This window comes from Burkholderia sp. BCC1972 (genome assembly GCF_905339605.1).
GTDB lineage: Bacteria > Pseudomonadota > Gammaproteobacteria > Burkholderiales > Burkholderiaceae > Burkholderia.
Map to the genome: position 1 here is coordinate 134858 of NZ_CAJPGH010000019.1, position 18296 is coordinate 153153.

Annotated in this window: 14 protein-coding genes; 3 read left to right on the forward strand and 11 right to left on the reverse strand. The window is 64.8% G+C overall.

Features of this window, described 5'->3' with window-relative positions; genetic code table 11:
• Positions 1-129: 129 nt before the first annotated feature.
• Entirely contained in the window at positions 130-1347 is a 1218-nt protein-coding gene (locus U5798_RS25130; protein ID WP_322083548.1) for a lipid II-degrading bacteriocin, read from the forward strand.
• 76 nt (positions 1348-1423) lie between these two features.
• Positions 1424-1822, forward strand: a complete 399-nt coding sequence (locus tag U5798_RS25135; protein WP_322083549.1) for a hypothetical protein — start codon at positions 1424-1426, stop codon at positions 1820-1822.
• 59 nt (positions 1823-1881) lie between these two features.
• Here the strand turns inward: U5798_RS25135 and U5798_RS25140 are convergent, their stop codons facing one another.
• The 3 genes from U5798_RS25140 to U5798_RS25150 form a co-directional block, all read right to left on the reverse strand.
• Entirely contained in the window at positions 1882-3348 is a 1467-nt protein-coding gene (locus U5798_RS25140) for a glutamate synthase subunit beta (protein ID WP_124453447.1), read from the reverse strand.
• Between the two features lie 85 nt (positions 3349-3433).
• Positions 3434-8137 carry a glutamate synthase-related protein gene (locus U5798_RS25145; protein ID WP_124453449.1) on the reverse strand — a complete coding sequence of 1568 codons (4704 nt, stop codon included), beginning with the start codon at positions 8135-8137 and terminating at the stop codon, positions 3434-3436.
• A gap of 288 nt (positions 8138-8425) precedes the next feature.
• On the reverse strand, positions 8426-9139 hold the full coding sequence (locus U5798_RS25150) for a transposase (RefSeq protein WP_034189835.1): 714 nt from the start codon (positions 9137-9139) through the stop codon (positions 8426-8428).
• Positions 9140-9333: 194 nt separating this feature from the next.
• On the opposite strand from U5798_RS25150, the gene U5798_RS25155 reads away from it, so the two are divergent.
• Complete coding sequence (locus tag U5798_RS25155; RefSeq protein ID WP_124453452.1) at positions 9334-10065, forward strand: OmpW/AlkL family protein; 732 nt, start codon at positions 9334-9336, stop codon at positions 10063-10065.
• 176 nt (positions 10066-10241) lie between these two features.
• Here the strand turns inward: U5798_RS25155 and ugpQ are convergent, their stop codons facing one another.
• The 8 genes from ugpQ to aroK form a co-directional block, all read right to left on the reverse strand.
• Positions 10242-11012, reverse strand: coding sequence for a glycerophosphodiester phosphodiesterase (gene ugpQ / locus U5798_RS25160; RefSeq protein ID WP_322083550.1), 771 nt, complete (start codon positions 11010-11012; stop codon positions 10242-10244).
• Positions 11013-11040: 28 nt separating this feature from the next.
• Entirely contained in the window at positions 11041-12126 is a 1086-nt protein-coding gene (locus tag U5798_RS25165) for a sn-glycerol-3-phosphate import ATP-binding protein UgpC (protein ID WP_322083551.1), read from the reverse strand.
• Positions 12127-12157: 31 nt separating this feature from the next.
• The gene (gene ugpE, locus U5798_RS25170) at positions 12158-13003 is read right to left on the reverse strand and encodes a sn-glycerol-3-phosphate ABC transporter permease UgpE (RefSeq protein WP_124453457.1); all 846 of its coding nucleotides are present in this window, start codon (positions 13001-13003) and stop codon (positions 12158-12160) included.
• Positions 13000-13884, reverse strand: a complete 885-nt coding sequence (gene ugpA / locus U5798_RS25175; protein ID WP_124453458.1) for a sn-glycerol-3-phosphate ABC transporter permease UgpA — start codon at positions 13882-13884, stop codon at positions 13000-13002. Before ugpA ends, ugpE begins: the two co-directional genes overlap by 4 nt.
• A 96-nt stretch (positions 13885-13980) precedes the next feature.
• The gene (gene ugpB, locus U5798_RS25180) at positions 13981-15315 is read right to left on the reverse strand and encodes a sn-glycerol-3-phosphate ABC transporter substrate-binding protein UgpB (protein ID WP_124453460.1); all 1335 of its coding nucleotides are present in this window, start codon (positions 15313-15315) and stop codon (positions 13981-13983) included.
• A gap of 88 nt (positions 15316-15403) precedes the next feature.
• Positions 15404-16612, reverse strand: coding sequence for a deoxyguanosinetriphosphate triphosphohydrolase (locus U5798_RS25185; RefSeq protein ID WP_124453462.1), 1209 nt, complete (start codon positions 16610-16612; stop codon positions 15404-15406).
• 41 nt (positions 16613-16653) lie between these two features.
• Complete coding sequence (gene aroB, locus U5798_RS25190) at positions 16654-17733, reverse strand: 3-dehydroquinate synthase (protein ID WP_124453464.1); 1080 nt, start codon at positions 17731-17733, stop codon at positions 16654-16656.
• Positions 17730-18284: a shikimate kinase AroK gene (gene aroK / locus U5798_RS25195; protein ID WP_322083558.1), complete on the reverse strand. Its 555-nt coding sequence runs from the start codon at positions 18282-18284 to the stop codon at positions 17730-17732. The genes aroB and aroK overlap by 4 nt, the downstream gene beginning before the upstream one ends.
• Positions 18285-18296 lie beyond the last annotated feature (12 nt).

Sequence of the window (18296 nt, forward strand, 5' to 3'; positions counted from 1 at the left end):
CCAGAGCCGGCATACGGGGGGATTTCGAGGCAAGGTGCAGCCGTCGCATGCCTCTATGAATCTCGGTTCATACCAGTTCGCAGGATCAATCCAGACGACTTCGTCACGAAGACGTGCAGGAAAAATTCCTTGCCGACCGCAGAAAAAAATATAACCGTCTTACGTTCAGGCCTGCCAATCAATTATCGAAATCACCACTGCATGGGGCATAAAATGACGATACGCAATCCTTGGAAACAGATAAACCAATCCTCCAAAGAAGAACAACAGCCTTTGATGCGACGACGTTTTCTGGTTGCGTCAACAGTGCTCCCTTTTGGCACGCTGCTGAAGCATGCTACGGCCATGGCTCAGAACAATGTGCTTCCGCCCATCACGATCACAACACCAAAGCCACCGGATTTCAATTTCGGTGATTTCGGCGTCAAGGTAAACGACATTCCGGGCGCCAATCCTGGAGCCGGAATTCCGGCACCGACGGTTTGCTTCAATCAGTATTGCACATCAAATTTCATGTTGCATTTTGCAAACACGGGAAACATGATCCGCGCCACCGATATATTCCTCAAACACCTTGAGATATTTGGAAAAAACGACACAGCATTTTGGCGAAATCAACTGACACTGGTGGGCGGCTTCACTCCGTGGCTGGCCCTTGGTGGCTACAAGCATTTACCTGGCGCCAACCAATATGGATTTAGCTTCGAGCCTGGTCAATATGCCAACATCACTGCATTATTCGGCATATACATTGGCCAGTCACATGGCATCCCTCCGACGAGCACATTTTCATCGTATGGGAACCCATTGATGTTCGTTGAAGCAATTAATCACTGGATACACGGAGACGGAACCCAACAAACCATCAACATTGAATCTCTCAACTTGAAAATGAGCATTGCCGATTTCAGAGAAATAACGAAAGCCGTTGAGAATCCCGGGTACGGCCCCGGCACCTACTCGTTCGACACAGCTTTCAGCACCAACATCTTCAATCACGGAACAAAGGACCTCTGGAGCGCCTCAGTCTTTGGACGAGTATCCGGCAGAATACGTGGCACGCTTGTGATGCTCGAGGACGATACATATCGGTTTGACGGCTACTACTCACTCAATCCCGATCGGTTCGATGCAGATCCTTCCAACCGGCCATTCCTGCAGGAGGCTGCGACGACGTTTCTCGCCAAGCTCGGCGCCGTGTTGGGACACAAGGACTATCAAATCAATTTTTTCGGTGAAAAACATCTCTCGTTCTCGGGCCAACGGCCGGTGAAGAATGCAGGCACACGCCCCCCTCAGGCAGTCCATAGACCGTCGCTCGGTGGACTAATGCGTCCGCCTCGCTAGCATGCGGCCGGGCAGCTCCGGAAATGTGGCTGCCCGAGTCAATCTCACATGTTCTTTTCGTCCCATCGGGCACTTCATGATTTCCAGAGCTATGCGAGGCATTCTCAGGCTGGTTCTCTGGCTGGTTGGCGCAGCAATCTGCGCCTATACGCTACTGTTCATCGTCGTCGCGACTTCCCGGTATGAGAGAACGGAAGGCAGTTGTCCCGACATGTCTGTCGATGCGCTACGGAAAAATGTCCAGGCCCGTCTTCTCGAAGAGCATGGAATACCGCCGGACAGCATCCGGTTCGACGGCGCGCCGCAGTATCACGCATGGAAACTGGGTGTGTGGGAATTCCCGCTGCGGGTTGACGAAACCCGATACACCGCGATGATCGATTGCAACGGGCAGCTTGCAAGCTACGGGCAAACCATCGATCCGTTGGGCGCCGCAATCGGACAAGCCCGCGATCGCCCCCAGCCTCAAAAATAAAAAACCGGGCGCCCTCTCGGACGCCCGGCTTTCGTCGAAACCCGCTCGCGCGATTCAGCTCAGCGCGGCAGTTCCGTATGGCCCATCAGGTACGCATCGACCGAGCGCGCGCACTGGCGGCCTTCTCGGATCGCCCACACCACGAGCGACTGGCCGCGACGCATGTCGCCTGCCGCGAACACCTTGTCGACCGACGTGTAGTACGAACGATCGCCTTCGGTCGCCGCACGTGCGTTGCCGCGCGCATCCTTCGCGACGCCGAACGCGTCGAGCACCGGCGCCGCCGGTTGCGTGAAGCCCATCGCGAGCAGCACGAGGTCGGCCTTCATCTCGAACTCGGAACCCGGCACTTCCTGCATCTTGCCGTCCTTCCACTCGACGCGCACCGCGATCAGCTTCTCGACCTTGCCGTTCTTGCCTTCGAGGCGCTTCGTCGCGACCGCCCAGTCGCGTTCGCAACCTTCGTCATGCGACGACGACGTGCGCATCTTGATCGGCCAGTACGGCCACACGAGCGGCTTGTTTTCCTCTTCCGGCGGCTGCGGCAGCAGCTCGAACTGCGTGACCTGCTTCGCGCCGTGACGGTTCGACGTGCCGACGCAGTCAGAACCCGTATCGCCGCCGCCGATCACGATCACGTGCTTGCCCTTCGCGAGCAGCTGGTCGACGAGCTTGTCGCCCGCGTTCACGCGGTTCTGCTGCGGCAGGAAGTCCATCGCGAAATGGACGCCCGCGAGCTCGCGGCCCGGCACCGGCAGGTCGCGCGGCGTTTCGGAACCGCCCGCGATCACGACCGCGTCGAATTCTTCCTTCAGCGTGTCCGGCGAGATGGTTTCCTTCGCGAGGCTGCCGATCGACTCCGGCAGCGGATCCTTGCCGATGAACACGCTGGTGCGGAACGTCACGCCTTCCGCTTCCATCTGGCGCATGCGGCGGTCGATCAGCCACTTCTCGAGCTTGAAGTCGGGGATCCCGTAACGCAGCAGGCCGCCGATGCGGTCGTTCTTCTCGAACACCGTCACGTCGTGGCCCGCGCGCGCGAGCTGCTGCGCGGCGGCGAGGCCCGCGGGGCCCGAACCGACGATCGCGACCTTCTTGCCCGTCTTGTGCTCGGCCGGCAGCGGCTTCACCCAGCCTTCCGCCCAGGCCTTGTCGATGATCGCGTGCTCGATCGACTTGATGCCGACCGGGTCGTTGTTGATCCCGAGCGTGCACGCCGCCTCGCACGGCGCCGGGCAGATGCGGCCCGTGAATTCCGGGAAGTTGTTGGTCGAGTGCAGGACTTCGATCGCCTGCTGCCAGTCCTGGCGGTAAACGAGATCGTTGAAGTCCGGAATGATGTTGTTGACCGGGCAGCCGTTGTTGCAGAACGGGATGCCGCAATCCATGCAGCGCGCGCCCTGGATCTTCGCGTCCGCGTCGGTCAGTGCCGCGACGAATTCCTTGTAGTGCTTCACGCGCGTGAGCGGTGCTTCGTACGCCTCGTGGCGGCGTTCGAACTCCAGAAAACCGGTTGCCTTGCCCATAAGGTGCTCTTCTGTTCGGTGTATCGGGTGGGGGAGCCGCGCGCGGCAATCATGCGCGCGCGGCATTCGCTATGTCGTTCGTCGCTCAGGCGGCCAGCACTTCCTTCGCCGCCTTCTTCGCACCGATCTCGCCCAGCGCGCGCTTGTATTCGTGCGGGAACACCTTCACGAACTGGCGGCGCGCCGCGTCCCAGTTTTCCAGCAGCGACTTCGCGCGCGGCGAACCCGTGAACTGGAAATGACGCTCGACGAGCCCCTTGAGCAGCGCTTCGTCCGTCGTGCCTGCGTGCCAGAGTGCGCGGTCGACCGTGCGCTCCTGCTCGGCCTGCTGCAGCACCGGCTCGAGCGCGACCATCGACTTGTTGCACTTCGCCGCGAACGTGCCTTCCGGATCGTAGATGTACGCGAGGCCGCCCGACATGCCGGCCGCGAAGTTGCGCCCCGTCTCGCCGAGCACGACGACCGTACCGCCCGTCATGTATTCGCAACCGTGGTCGCCCGTGCCTTCGACGACCGCCGTCGCGCCCGAGTTGCGCACGCAGAAGCGCTCGCCCGCGACGCCGCGGAAGAAGGCTTCGCCTTCGATCGCGCCGTACATCACCGTGTTGCCGCAGATGATGTTTTCCTCGGACTTGCCGCGGAAGTCGTTGGTCGGGCGGATGATGATCCGGCCGCCCGACAGGCCCTTGCCGACGTAGTCGTTGCCGTCGCCGACGAGGTCGAGCGTCACGCCCTTCGCGAGGAACGCGCCGAAGCTCTGGCCCGCCGTGCCCTTCAGCTGGATGTGCACCGCGTCGTCGGCGAGGCCGTCATGGCCGTGCTTCTTCGCGATCACGCCCGACAGCATCGCGCCGACCGTACGGTTCACGTTGCGCACCGGCTGGATGAACGACACATGCTCGCCGTTCTCGATCGCGGCCTTCGCCTTCTCGATCAGCACGTGGTCGAGCGCGCGCTCGAGGCCGTGATCCTGCACGTCGACGTGACGCGGTGCGACGTCTTCGCATTCTTCCGGCTGGTAGAACACGCGCGAGAAATCGAGGCCCTTCGCCTTCCAGTGCTCGATGCCCTTGCGCGTATCGAGCAGGTCGGCGCGGCCGATCAGGTCGTCGAACTTCGCGATGCCGAGCTGCGCCATGATCTCGCGCACTTCCTCGGCGACAAAGAAGAAGTAGTTCACGACGTGCTCGGGCTGGCCCTTGAACTTCGCACGCAGCACCGGATCCTGCGTCGCGACGCCGACCGGGCACGTGTTCAGGTGGCACTTGCGCATCATGATGCAGCCTTCGACGACGAGCGGCGCCGTCGCGAAGCCGAATTCGTCCGCGCCGAGCAGCGCGCCGATCACGACGTCGCGGCCCGTCTTCATCTGGCCGTCGGCCTGCACGCGGATCCGGCCGCGCAGGCGGTTCAGCACCAGCGTCTGCTGCGTTTCGGCGAGGCCCAGTTCCCACGGCGTGCCGGCGTGCTTGACCGACGACAGCGGCGACGCACCCGTGCCGCCGTCATGGCCGGCGATCACGACGTGATCGGCCTTCGCCTTCGCGACACCGGCCGCGACCGTCCCGACGCCCACTTCCGACACGAGCTTCACGGAGATGCTCGCGCTCGGGTTCACGTTCTTCAGGTCGTGGATCAGCTGCGCCAGATCCTCGATCGAGTAGATGTCGTGGTGCGGCGGCGGCGAGATCAGGCCGACGCCCGGCACCGAGTAACGCAGCTTGCCGATGTATTCCGAGACCTTGTGGCCCGGCAGCTGGCCGCCCTCGCCCGGCTTTGCGCCCTGCGCCATCTTGATCTGGATCTGGTCGGCCGATGCCAGGTACTCGGCGGTGACGCCGAAGCGGCCCGACGCGACCTGCTTGATCTTCGAGCGCAGCGAATCGCCGTCCTTCAGCGGAATGTCGCTGACGATCTCGTCGCCGATCACCGACTTCAGCGTCTCGCCCGCCTTGATCGGAATGCCGCGCAGTTCGTTGCGGTAGCGCTTCTCGTCCTCGCCGCCTTCGCCGGTGTTCGACTTGCCGCCGATCCGGTTCATCGCGACCGCGAGCGTCGCGTGCGCTTCGGTGCTGATCGAACCGAGCGACATCGCGCCCGTCGCGAAGCGCTTGACGATGTCCTTCGCCGGCTCGACGTTTTCGATCGGGATCGCCCGGGTCGGCTCGACCTTGAACTCGAACAGGCCGCGGAACGTCATGTGACGCTTGGTCTGGTCGTTGATCAGGTGCGCGTATTCCTTGTACGTCTGGTACGAGTTGCTGCGCGTCGCGTGCTGCAGCTTCGCGATCGAATCCGGCGTCCACATGTGGTCTTCGCCGCGCACGCGGTACGCGTACTCGCCGCCCGCGTCGAGCATGTCGCGCAGGACCGGGCTGTCGCCGAACGCGTCGCGGTGCAGGCGGATCGCCTCTTCCGCGACCTCGAACAGGCCGATGCCGCCGACCTTCGACGCCGTGCCCTTGAAGTACTTCTCGACCAGGTCGCTCGACAGGCCGAGCGCTTCGAAGATCTGCGCGCCCGTGTACGACATGTACGTCGAGATGCCCATCTTCGACATCACCTTCTGCAGGCCCTTGCCGACCGCCTTCGTGAAGTTGTAGACGGCCTTCTCCGGCGACAGGTCGCCCGGCAGGCCCTCGGCCATCTTCGCGAGCGTTTCCATCGCGAGGTACGGGTGCACGGCTTCCGCGCCGTAGCCCGCGAGCAGCGCGAAGTGGTGCGTTTCACGCGCGGAGCCCGTCTCGACGACAAGGCCCGTGCTCGTGCGCAGCCCTTGCTGGACGAGGTGCGTGTGGATCGCCGACGTGGCGAGCAGCGCCGGGATCGCGACGTGCTCGGCGTCCGTCTTGCGGTCCGACACGATCAGCATGTTGTAGCCCGACTTCACCGCGTCGACGGCTTCCGCGCACAGCGACGCGAGACGCGCCTCGATACCTTCCTTGCCCCAGGCTACGGGATAGCAGATGTTCAGTTCGTACGCGCTGAACTTGCCGCCGGTGTACTGGTCGATCGCGCGGATCTTCGCGATGTCCTTGAAGTCGAGCACCGGCTGCGACACTTCGAGACGCATCGGCGGGTTGATGTTGTTCGTGTCGAGCAGGTTCGGCTTCGGGCCGATGAACGACACGAGCGACATGACCATGTTTTCACGGATCGGGTCGATCGGCGGGTTCGTGACCTGCGCGAACAGCTGCTTGAAGTAGTGATAGAGCGTCTTGTTCTTGTTCGACATCACCGCGAGCGGCGAGTCGTTGCCCATCGAACCGACGGCTTCCTCGCCCTGCTGCGCCATCGGCGCCATCAGGAACTTCAGGTCTTCCTGCGTATAGCCGAACGCCTGCTGGCGGTCGAGCAGCGCGGCGCCCTGCGTACGGCCGGCCGCGACTTCCTCGGCCTTCGGCTCGATTTCGTCGAGCTTGATGCGCACGGCGTCGATCCAGCTCTTGTACGGCTTCGCGTTCGCGAGGTTGTCCTTCAGTTCCTTGTCGTCGATGATGCGGCCGTGTTCCATGTCGATGAGGAACATCTTGCCCGGCTGCAGGCGCCACTTCTTGACGATCTTCGATTCGGGGATCGGCAGCGTGCCGGCTTCCGACGCCATGATGACGAGGTCGTCGTCGGTCACGATGTAGCGCGCCGGGCGCAGGCCGTTACGGTCGAGCGTCGCGCCGATCTGGCGGCCGTCGGTGAACGCGATCGCGGCCGGGCCGTCCCACGGCTCCATCATCGCGGCGTGGTATTCGTAGAACGCGCGGCGGTTCTCGTCCATCAGCGTGTGCTGTTCCCACGCCTCCGGGATCATCATCATCACCGCGTGCACGAGCGGGTAGCCGGCCATCACCAGCAGCTCGAGACAGTTGTCGAACGATGCGGTGTCGGACTGGCCCGGGTAGATCAGCGGCCACAGCTTCGGGAGATCGTCGGCGAGCACGTGCGACGCGATCGCGCCGGTACGCGCGTTCAGCCAGTTCACGTTGCCCTTCACGGTGTTGATCTCGCCGTTGTGCGCGATCATCCGGTACGGGTGCGCCAGTTCCCATGCCGGGAACGTGTTGGTCGAGAAGCGCTGGTGCACGAGCGCGAGCGCCGACACGACGCGCGGGTCCTGCAGGTCGCGGTAGTACACGCCGACCTGGCCGGCCAGCAGCAGCCCCTTGTAGACGATGGTGCGCGCCGACATCGACGGCACGAAGTATTCCTTGCCGTGCTTGAGCTTCAGCGCCTGGATGCGGTGGCTCGCCGTCTTGCGGATCACGTACAGCTTCCGCTCGAGCGCGTCCGTCACCATGATGTCCTTGCCGCGGCCGATGAAGATCTGGCGGATCAGCGGCTCGCTCGCCTTCACGGTCGGCGAAATCGGCATCGCGTGGTCGACCGGCACATCGCGCCAGCCGAGCACGACCTGGCCTTCCGCCTTCACCGTACGCTCGAGCTCCTGCTCGCACGCGAGACGCGACGCGTTCTCCTTCGGCAGGAAGATCATCCCCACCCCATATTCACCGGCCGGCGGCAGGTCCACGCCCTGCTTCGCCATTTCCTCGCGATAGAACGCGTCCGGAATCTGGATCAGGATGCCCGCGCCGTCGCCCATCAGCGGATCGGCACCGACCGCGCCGCGGTGATCGAGGTTCTCGAGGATCTTCAGACCCTGCTGAATGATCTCGTGGCTCTTCTTGCCCTTGATGTGAGCGACGAAGCCGACGCCACAGGCGTCGTGTTCGTTTTGCGGGTCGTACAGACCTTGTGCGGCGGGCACCGCGGCGAGCGGCTGCTGGTGGTCGTTCATGGGGACACCGTCGTAAAGGGGGCCTGGAGGCCGTTGAACCGTTTTCTTGTTGCCGTCGATCCCGCTCCCGACGGGAGACGGCACGGCCGACAGTGGTTGGGCATGCTTCGCCCGGGCCACCGGAATTCGGAATATACGCGACGAATCAAGGGAATAGCAACAAAAACCGCTTGATCGAACCCTAATTAAATGCATGCATTCATCTGGTGCCGTTTTATTGGGGCCGTATCATTTTGGTGCAAAGAGAAGCGGCGCCCGCAGCGCCGCTCCTGACCCGCCTTTCCGGCATTACTGCTGGATCGGCGGCGTGTTTTCACGCACCTTTCTGGGGCGTCCGCGCGGCAGCGGCGACACGCGCCGGTTCGCGGTACGCGCCGCCCACTCGCGGTAATGCTCACCGCCGAGCACCCAGCCCTTCAGCGTCGCCTGCTGCAGCTGGTCGGCCTGCCGCTCGTCGAGCGGCTGCTCGCACAGCTCCTTGTACGCGCGCTGGCGGTCGAACGGCGTATTGCCGAGCGCCCAGTAGAGCGGATGGTCGGTGATGAGGCTGTCGACGGTGAGCCCGACGTGATGCCGGTAGCTCGACCAGCGATAGGCCTCGGGCGTCGCGACGAGCTGCGAACGCACGGGGCTCATCTCGACCACGCGGCTCGCGAGCAGGAAATAGCGCTCGCCTTCGATCACGGTCGCGCGGTAGCGGCCTTCCCACAGCGTGCCGCGCCGCGAGTAGCGCCGGTTGAAATGCGCAACGTAGCGGCGGCCGACGGCCTGCATCGCCTTCGGCAGGCTCGCCTCGTCGCTCGGTGTCACGAGGAGTTGCACCTGGCGCGGCAGCAGCACGTAGGCATGCACCGACAGGTGATGATCGCGTGCGGCGGCCTTCAGGCAATCGATGAAGAGTTCGTAGTCCTGGTCGTCGACGAACGCGGGTTGCTGATCCAGGCCGCGCAGTATCACGTGCTGCGGCTGGTCGGGAACGTAGAGTCGTGCTAACCGTGCCATGCTGAATGTCCGTTTGAACGCGTTAGGAAATACCCGGAGGTCCGAAAATGCGCACCTGCGTAGAATGCCTGTCCCTGCGGCGCGCGTATGCGTACGGTCGTGCGAATCCTAGGGAGAAAACTCTAACTTACGAGCTTGTTTGGTTTTAAACGCAGTCGTCATAATGAGCACGCCTTTAGATCGGAGGAGACACAATGAAACGAAAACTGGCCATTACGGGGGCTGCAGCGCTCGCATTCACGTTTGCGGGCGGTACGGCACAAGCACAATCCGCAGGTGATTTCTACGTCAGCACCGGCTGGTTCCACCTTGCGCCGCAGGACAGCAGCGACCCGCTGTTCGTCTACGGCGTAGGCGGCACGCCCATCAACCAGTCGATTCCCAATACCGGCGCCGGCATCAGCGACGCCGATACGCTCGGGCTCGCAACGGGCTACTTCATCACCGACCATATCTCCACCGAGCTCGTTATGGGGATACCGCCGAAGTTCGACATTACCGGCAAGGGTCAGTTCGAAAGATTCGGCGTACTCGGCCGTGCGTACCAGTGGAGCCCCGCCGTATTGCTGCGCTACCACTTCAACGACGCCAACGCGAAGTTCCGTCCGTATGTCGGCATCGGCGCGACGTATGTCTGGTTCACCGGCGCGAAGATCACGAACGGCAGCTTCGAGAACGGCGTGCTCGGCGGCCCGACCAGCGCCACGACCAGCAACCAGTGGGCGCCTGTCTTCAACGCCGGCTTCACGTACAACTTCACGAAACACTGGTTCGCAGGCCTGTCGCTCTCGTACATCCCGGTCAGCGTGACGGCGACCTTCACGACGGCCCGCCGGACGCCGGTCGGCACGCTGACGGAAACGTCGAAGGCCCACATCTCGCTGAACCCGATCGTCACGTACCTGAACGTCGGCTACCGCTTCTAAGCGTAGTCGAATATTTGGGGAATGGTTAATCCTGCTGCAATTTGTAGCGGATTTTTCCTGGCGTAACGTCTCCACGATGCAAAACGCCCCGGCGGGAATCCCGTCGGGGCGTCGTTTTTTCGCGTCAGGCACGTTCCGGGCAAAAGTTTCACCGGACCCCGCAGCGACCGCTGCCGTCAGACGATGGCGATGTCGTCCAGCGCATCGGGCGCGATCAGGTCGATGCGGTCCGTGCAGACCGAATCGACGCCCCAGCGCGCGAGTTCGCGCGCCCGTTCGAGGTCGTTCACCGTGTAAGCCAGGATGCGCAGACCGGCCGCCTTGATCGCGCGCACGAGCGGTTCGTCGAGCTTTTTGTGGTCTGCATGCAACGATACGCAGTCGAGCGCATCGACGACCTGGGCATGCCAGTCGTCCGGCACGGCTTCGTAGAGCATCCCGCGCGGCAGCGCCGGCACGGTCGCGCGCGCCTGCTGCAGTGCATCGAACGAGAACGACGACAGCAGCGGCGGCACCGCGGCATCGCGCCAGTACGCGGCCGCGTCGGCCGCGACGCGCTGCCCGGTCTCGCGCTCGCGCCCTGGGCACGGCTTGATCTCGACATTCGCGGCCAGCCCGTGCGCGATGCAGCGCGCCGCCGCGGCCTCGAGCGTCGGCATCCGCTCGCCCGCGAAACGCGCGTCGCGCCACGCGCCCGCATCGAGCGCCGCCAGCGCCGCATAACGCATGCCCGCCGCCGCCCCCGTGCCGTTCGAGGTCCGGTCGACGGTGTCGTCGTGCAGCAGGAACGTCACGTCGTCGGCCGACAGCTTCGCGTCGAACTCGACCATCCGGTGCCCGCGCCGCGCGCCCTCGTCGAGCGCGGCCAGCGTGTTCTCCGGCGCGAGCGTGCCGCCGCCGCGATGGGCGACGACGCGCGGATAGGGCCAGTCGGTGCGGAAGGTCATCGTCGGTCTCTCGGCAAGTGCAACGGGGTCAGCCGGCACGCTTGCCGGTTTCGGGATCGAAGAAATGCAGCCGGTGCGCGGGCAGCGCGGCCGCCAGCGCCGTGCCGCGCGCAGGACGGTCCGCGTGCGGCAGGCGCACCGCGACGTCGTGATTGCCCCAGCGGCCATGCGCGAGGTTGTCCGCGCCGAGCAGCTCGCACGAGTCGACCGGCAGCGTCGCCTGCGCGGCGCCCGGCTGCGGCGTCATGTGTTCGGGACGCACGCCGAGCACCCAGTCGCGCCCGGCGGCGATCGCCGTGCCGATGCCGGGCGCGCCGGCGACCGGCAGCGCAGGGCCGCCGCCCGCGACCGTGAACGTCGCGCCGTCTTCCGACAGCCGGCCGTGCATCAGGTTCATCGCCGGCGAGCCGATGAAGCCCGCGACGAACACCGTCGCCGGCTTCTCGTACACGTCGACCGGCGCGCCGATCTGCTCCGCGTAGCCGCGGTTCATCACGATCACGCGCTGCGCGAGCGTCATCGCCTCGATCTGGTCGTGCGTCACGTAGACGCTCGTCGTCGCGAGCCGCGCATGCAGCCGCTGGATCTCGAGCCGCATCTGCACGCGCAGCTTCGCGTCGAGGTTCGACAACGGCTCGTCGAACAGGAACACCGACGGCTCGCGCACGATCGCGCGCCCCATCGCGACGCGCTGCCGCTGGCCGCCCGACAGCTCGCGCGGCCGCCGCGCGAGCAGCGGCTCCAGTTCGAGGATCTTCGCGGCCGCGGCCACCCGCGAATCGATCGTCGCGCGCTCGATCCCGCGGATCTTCAGCCCGTAGCCCATGTTCTGCGCGACCGTCATGTGCGGGTACAGCGCATAGTTCTGGAACACCATCGCGATGTCGCGATCCTTCGGCTCAAGCGTGTTGACGACGCGCTCGCCGATCGCGATCTCGCCGTCCGTCACGGACTCGAGCCCCGCGATCATCCGCAGCAACGTCGACTTGCCGCAGCCCGACGGGCCGACCAGCACGATGAATTCGCCGTCCGCGATCTCCACGTCGATGCCGTGCAGCACGTGCTGCTTGCCGTCGTAGGATTTCCTGACGCCCTTCAAGCTCAGCGCAGCCATACCTGGTCCTTCTCCCGGTTACGTCCGTGGTTCATTTCTCGGAATCGACGAGGCCGCGCACGAACCAGCGCTGCATCGCCAGCACGACGACGAGCGGCGGAATCATCGCCAGCAGCGTCGCCGCCATCACGTATTGCCATTCGGTCGCGGCGTCGCCGCTCGCGATCATCGTCTTGATGCCCACCACCGCCGTCGACAGCGACGCCTCCGTCGTGATCAGGATCGGCCACAGATACTGGTTCCAGCCGTAGATAAACGTGATCACGAACAGCGCCGCGATGCTCGTCTTCGACAGCGGCAGCACGACGTCCCAGAAGAAGCGCAGCGGCCCCGCGCCGTCGATGCGCGCGGCGTCCATCAGCTCGTCGGGCAGCGTCATGAAGAACTGGCGGAACAGGAACGTCGCGGTCGCCGACGCGATCAGCGGCATCGTGAGCCCGCCGTACGTGTTCGTCAGGTGCAGCGTCGACACCACCTGCACGGTCGGAAAGATCCGCACTTCCACCGGCAGCATCAGCGTGACGAAGATCAGCCAGAACGCCGTGTTGCGAAACGGAAAGCGGAAATAGACGATCGCGTACGCGGACAGGATCGACACCGCGATCTTGCCGACCGCGATGCCGAGCGCCATCGCGAAGCTGTTCACGAGCAGGCGGCCGAACGGCGCCGTCGTGCCGCCGCTGCCGTGCGACCAGATATGCGCGACGTTCTCGAACAGGTGCGAGCTCGGCACGAGCGACAGCGGCACCGTGAACACTTCCTGCGCGTTCATCGTCGCCGCGCAGAACGCGACGTAGACGGGGAACACGATCAGCACGACGCCCGCGATCAGCACCGCATGGCAGAACAGGTCGAAGCCCTTGCGATTTTCGATCATGCGTATTGCACCCTGCGTTCGACGAAGCGGAACTGGATCACCGTGAGCCCGACGACGATGATCATCAGCACGACCGACTGCGCGCCCGAGCTGCCGATGTCGAGCCCCTGGAAGCCTTCCGCGAAGATCTTGTAGATCAGCGTCTTGGTGCTCTGCGCCGGGCCGCCGCCGGTGGCCGCGTCGATCACCGGGAAGGTGTCGAAGAACGCGTAGACGAGGTTCACGACCAGCAGGAAGAAACTCGTCGGCGACAGCAGCGGCAGCACGATGTGGAAGAAGCGCCGCACCGGCCCGGCGCCGTCGATCGCCGCCGCCTCGATCAGCGAGCGCGGGATCGCCTGCAGGCCCGCGTAGAAGAACAGGAAGTTGTAGCTCACCTGCTTCCACACCGACGCGAGCACGACGAGGAACATCGCCTGCTCGCCGTTCAGCGCATGGTTCCAGACGATGCCGCCCTTCGCGAGCGCATAGGTGATCAGGCCGATGCTCGGGTTGAACAGGAACGCCCACAGCACGGCCGCGATCGTCGGCGCGACCGCGTACGGCCAGATCAGCAGCGTGCGGTACACGCGTGCGCCGCGAATCACGCGATCGGCGCACGCGGCGAGCAGCAGCGACACGACGAGCCCGCTCACCGTGACGAGCCCGCTGAACACGAGCGTCGTGCGAAATGAGTCGAGATACAGCGGATCGGCGAACAGGTGCGTGAAGTTCGCGAAGCCGACGAATTCGCTCGACGTGCCGAACGCGTCCTGCATCTGCGTCGACTGCCACAGCGCGACGCCGGCCGGCCACAGGAAGAACACGGCCGTGATCGCGAGCTGCGGCGCGATCAGCAGGTACGGCACCAGGCTCGTACCGAAACGGGAACGGGATTGCATCGCGGATATCCGGTCAGGCGAAGCGGAAAGGAAGCCGCGCCGCCGGCCGGCATGCGCTCGCGCGCGATGCCGCCGGCAGCACGAAGCGATGCGTGCTCAGCCGCCCGACTTCTCGAAGCGGCGCAGCAGCTCGTCGCCACGCGACGCGGCCGAATCGAGCGCATCCTTCGGCGACTTCTTCTGCGCCCAGACCTGTTCGAACTCCTCGTCGACGATCGTGCGGATCTGCGGCATGTTGCCCAGGCGCAGCCCCTTCGTGTACGGCAGCGGCGGCTTGTTCAGCATCTGCTTGATCGCGGTTTCGGCGCTCGGGTTCTTCGCGTAGAAGCCCTGCTGGCGCGTGAGGTCGTAGGCGGCGGTCGTGACCGGCAGGTAGCCCGTGTCCTGGTGCCACTTCGCGGCGACGGCGGGCGTTGCGAGGTACGCGAGGAATTTCGCGACACCCTTGTAGGTCGCCGGATCCTTGCCGGCCAGCACCCACAGGCTCGCGCCGCCGATGATCGCGTTCTGCGGTGCGCCCTTCACGTTCGCGTCGTACGGCAGCATGCCGGTGCCGTAGCTGAACTTCGCGAACTTCTGCACGTTCGCGAGCGCGCCCGACGACGTCGTCAGGATCCCGCAGTCGCCGCTGTAGAACTTCGCCGACGCTTCATCCTTGCGGCCCGCGTACGTGAACGTGCCGTCCTTCGCCATCTGCTGCAGGAACGACACGTGCTCGACCTGCTGCGGCTTGTTGAATTCGAGGACGGCGTCGGTGCCGTCGAAGCCGTTGTTGCGGGTCGCGAACGGCAGCCCGTGCCACGCGCTGTAGTTCTCGAGCTGGATCCAGCCCTGCCAGCCGGTCGTGAAGCCGCACGCCATCCCCGACTTGCGCAGCTTCTCGGCATCGGCCTTCACGTCGGCCCACGTCTTCGGCGGCTGGTTCGGGTCGAGGCCGGCCTTCTTGAACGCGTCCTTGTTGTAGTACAGCACCGGCGTCGAGCTGTTGAACGGCATCGACACGAGATGGCCCGTCTTCGCGTCGCTGTAGTAGCTCGCGATGGTCGGCACGAACGCCTTTTCGTCGAGCGGCACGCCGGCCTGCTTGAACACGTCGTAGACCGGCACGACGGCCTTCTTCGCCTGCATCATCGTGGCCGTGCCGACCTCGTAGACCTGGAGGATCGCAGGCGCGTTGCCGCTGCGATACGCGGCGATGCCGGCCGCGAGCGCCTGGTCGTAGGTGCCCTTGAAGACCGGCACGATCTTGTAGTCGCTTTGCGACGCGTTGAACTGGTCGGCGATCGCATTGACCCGCTCGCCGAGCGCGGCCTCCATCGCATGCCAGAACTGAATTTCCGTCGCGGCGAGCGCCACGTGCTGTACCCCGAACATCAGCGCGCCGCCGAGCGCGATCGAACGAACCAGTGTCCCCGCAGGCTTCTTCTTCATCGACCTCTCCTATGAAAACGTTACCAACAGCGTGTGCAACATTCCCGTCGCCATTGAACCGGCGAAGTCTAGTGATCGTTTGTGACAGTCAGTTGTCGCTGATGACGAACAGGCGCTGATATTCCTTCAGCGCGAAGCGGTCGGTCATGCCGGCAATGTAGTGCGCGACGAGGCGCGGCTGATGTGCCGTGTCGTCGGACTGGTACGGCGGCGGCAGCAGGCGCGGATCGTCGATGAACGCGTCGAACAGCCCCGTGACGACGCGTTGCGCCTTGCTCGCCATGCGCATCACCTTGTAGTGGCGATACAGGTTCTTGAAGAGGAAACGCTTGAGCGCGGCGGCCTGCGCGGCGACCGTCGCGCTGTGCGACACGAGCGGCGGTGCGGCGCGCACGTCGTCGAGCGACGCAGGCGCGACGCGCACGAGGTTGCGCGTGGTTTCGTCGATCAGGTCGACGATCAGCGTGTTGATGATGCGGCGCACCGTCTCGTGCACGAGCCGGCGGCCTTCGAGGTGCGGGAATTCGGCGAGCGCCGCTTCGTAGTGGCGCTGCCACAGCTCGACTTCCGCGAGCTGCTCGATCGTGATCAGGCCGGAACGCAGGCCGTCGTCGACATCGTGGTTGTTGTAGGCGATTTCATCGGCGATGTTCGCGAGCTGCGCTTCGAGCGACGGCTGGCGGCCGTGCAGGAAACGCTCGCCGAGCGCGCCGAGCTTGCGCGCGTTCTCGCGCGAGCAATGTTTCAGGATGCCTTCGCGCGTCTCGAAGCACAGGTTCAGCCCGTTGAATGCACCGTAGTGCTCCTCGAGCTCGTCGACGACCGCGAGGCTCTGCAGGTTGTGCTCGAAGCCGCCGTGGTCGCGCATGCACGCATTCAGCGCGTCCTGCCCGGCATGGCCGAACGGCGTATGGCCGAGATCGTGCGCGAGCGAGATCGCCTCGACGAGATCCTCGTTCAGGCGCAGGTTGCGTGCGACCGAGCGTGCGATCTGCGCGACTTCGAGGCTGTGCGTGAGGCGGGTGCGGAACAGGTCGCCTTCGTGATTGACGAAGACCTGCGTCTTGTATTCGAGCCGGCGGAACGCGGTCGAATGGACGATGCGGTCGCGGTCGCGCTGGAATTCGGTGCGCGCCGCCGGCGGGGTTTCCGGATGGCGGCGCCCACGCGACTGCGACGCGTGGGCGGCATACGGAGCGAGATGGGCTTCCAGCGCCGCCAGTGTCGGCGGCTCGGCCACCGGCGCGGCGGATGCGCGGCTGGCTTCGGGCAGTGTGCTGCTGGATGTCTCGCTCACGTCTCCTCCATGTCAGGGGCGCCGGGGCATCCGGGCCATCGTTAGCGGGTCGTCTGCGCCAGTGTAGCGAACACGGCTTCGTCCGGCGCCTCGGTGATCAGCGTATCGCCGAATCGCTTCAGCAGGATGAACTTGATCGCGCCGGCCTCGGCCTTCTTGTCGACACGCATCAGGTCCATGTAGCGTGCGTCGCCGAGCGCGGGCCCGCGGGTCGGCAGATGCGCGGCCGCAATCACCGCGTCGAGGCGCTGCCGCGACGCTTCGTCGAGCAGGCCGAGCCGTGCCGACAGGTCGCCCGCCATCACCATCCCGCAGCCGACCGCCTCGCCGTGCAGCCACTCTCCGTAGCCGAGCCCGGCCTCGATCGCGTGGCCGAACGTGTGGCCGAAATTCAGGATTGCGCGCAGGCCGCCTTCACGCTCGTCGGCCGCGACGACGCTCGCCTTGATCTCGCACGAACGCTTCACCGCGTGCGCGAGCGCCGCCGGCTCGCGACGGTTCAGCGCATCGACGTTCGCCTCGATCCAGTCGAAGAACTCGGCATCTGCGATCGCGCCCGTCTTGATGACTTCGGCGACGCCGGCCGCCAGTTCGCGATCGGGCAGCGTCGACAGCGCGCCGATGTCCGCGATCACGGCTTGCGGCTGGTAGAACGCGCCGATCATGTTCTTGCCGAGCGGGTGATTGATGCCCGTCTTGCCGCCGACCGACGAATCGACTTGCGACAGCAGCGTCGTCGGCACCTGGATGAACGGCACGCCGCGCATGTAGCACGCAGCGGCAAAGCCCGTCATGTCGCCGATCACGCCGCCGCCGAGCGCGACGAGCGTCGTCTTGCGATCCGCGCGTTCGGTCAGCAGGCCGTCGAAGATCAGGTTCAGCGTTTCCCAGTTCTTGTACGCCTCGCCGTCCGGCAGCACGACCGTCGACACGCGCTTGCCGAGCGGCGCGAGCGCCGCGCGCAGCGCGTCGCCGTAGAGCGGATCGACCGTCGTGTTGGTGACGATCGTGACGGACGAACCCTTGATGTGAGGCGCGAACAGCTCGGTGCGGCCGATCAGGTCGGCACCAATGTGAATCGGATAGGCGCGGTCGCCCAGATCGACGTTGACAGTAATCATGCTTGTAGCGGCTTGGCGATGACGCCCGCCAGTTCGAGTTGCATCAGCACCATGTTGACGAGACCGTTGACCGACGGACGGCCGGTCTCGATGACGAAATCCGCGCATTCGCGGTACAGCGGATCGCGCACTTCGTACAGCGCTTCGAGACGCCCCTTCGGATCTTCGGTCTGCAGCAGCGGGCGGTTCTTGTCCTTGCGCGTGCGCAGCCACAGATCGTGCGGATTGGCGCGCAGATAGACGACGATGCCGTTGCTTTTCAGGCAGTCGCGATTTTCCGGGCGCAGCACCGCGCCGCCGCCCGTCGCGAGCACGATGTTCTCGCGCTGCGTGAGATCGGTGATCACCTGCGTTTCGCGATCGCGAAACCCGGCCTCGCCTTCCAGCTCGAAGATCACCGGAATGCGCGCGCCCGTGCGGGCCTCGATTTCATGGTCGGAGTCGAAGAACGTCCTGTCGAGACGACGCGCGACCGCACGGCCCACGGTGGTCTTACCCGCTCCCATAAGGCCGACGAAAAATACGTTTGCATGTGGGTCCCGCGCTTGCAACGGCTTCCTCTG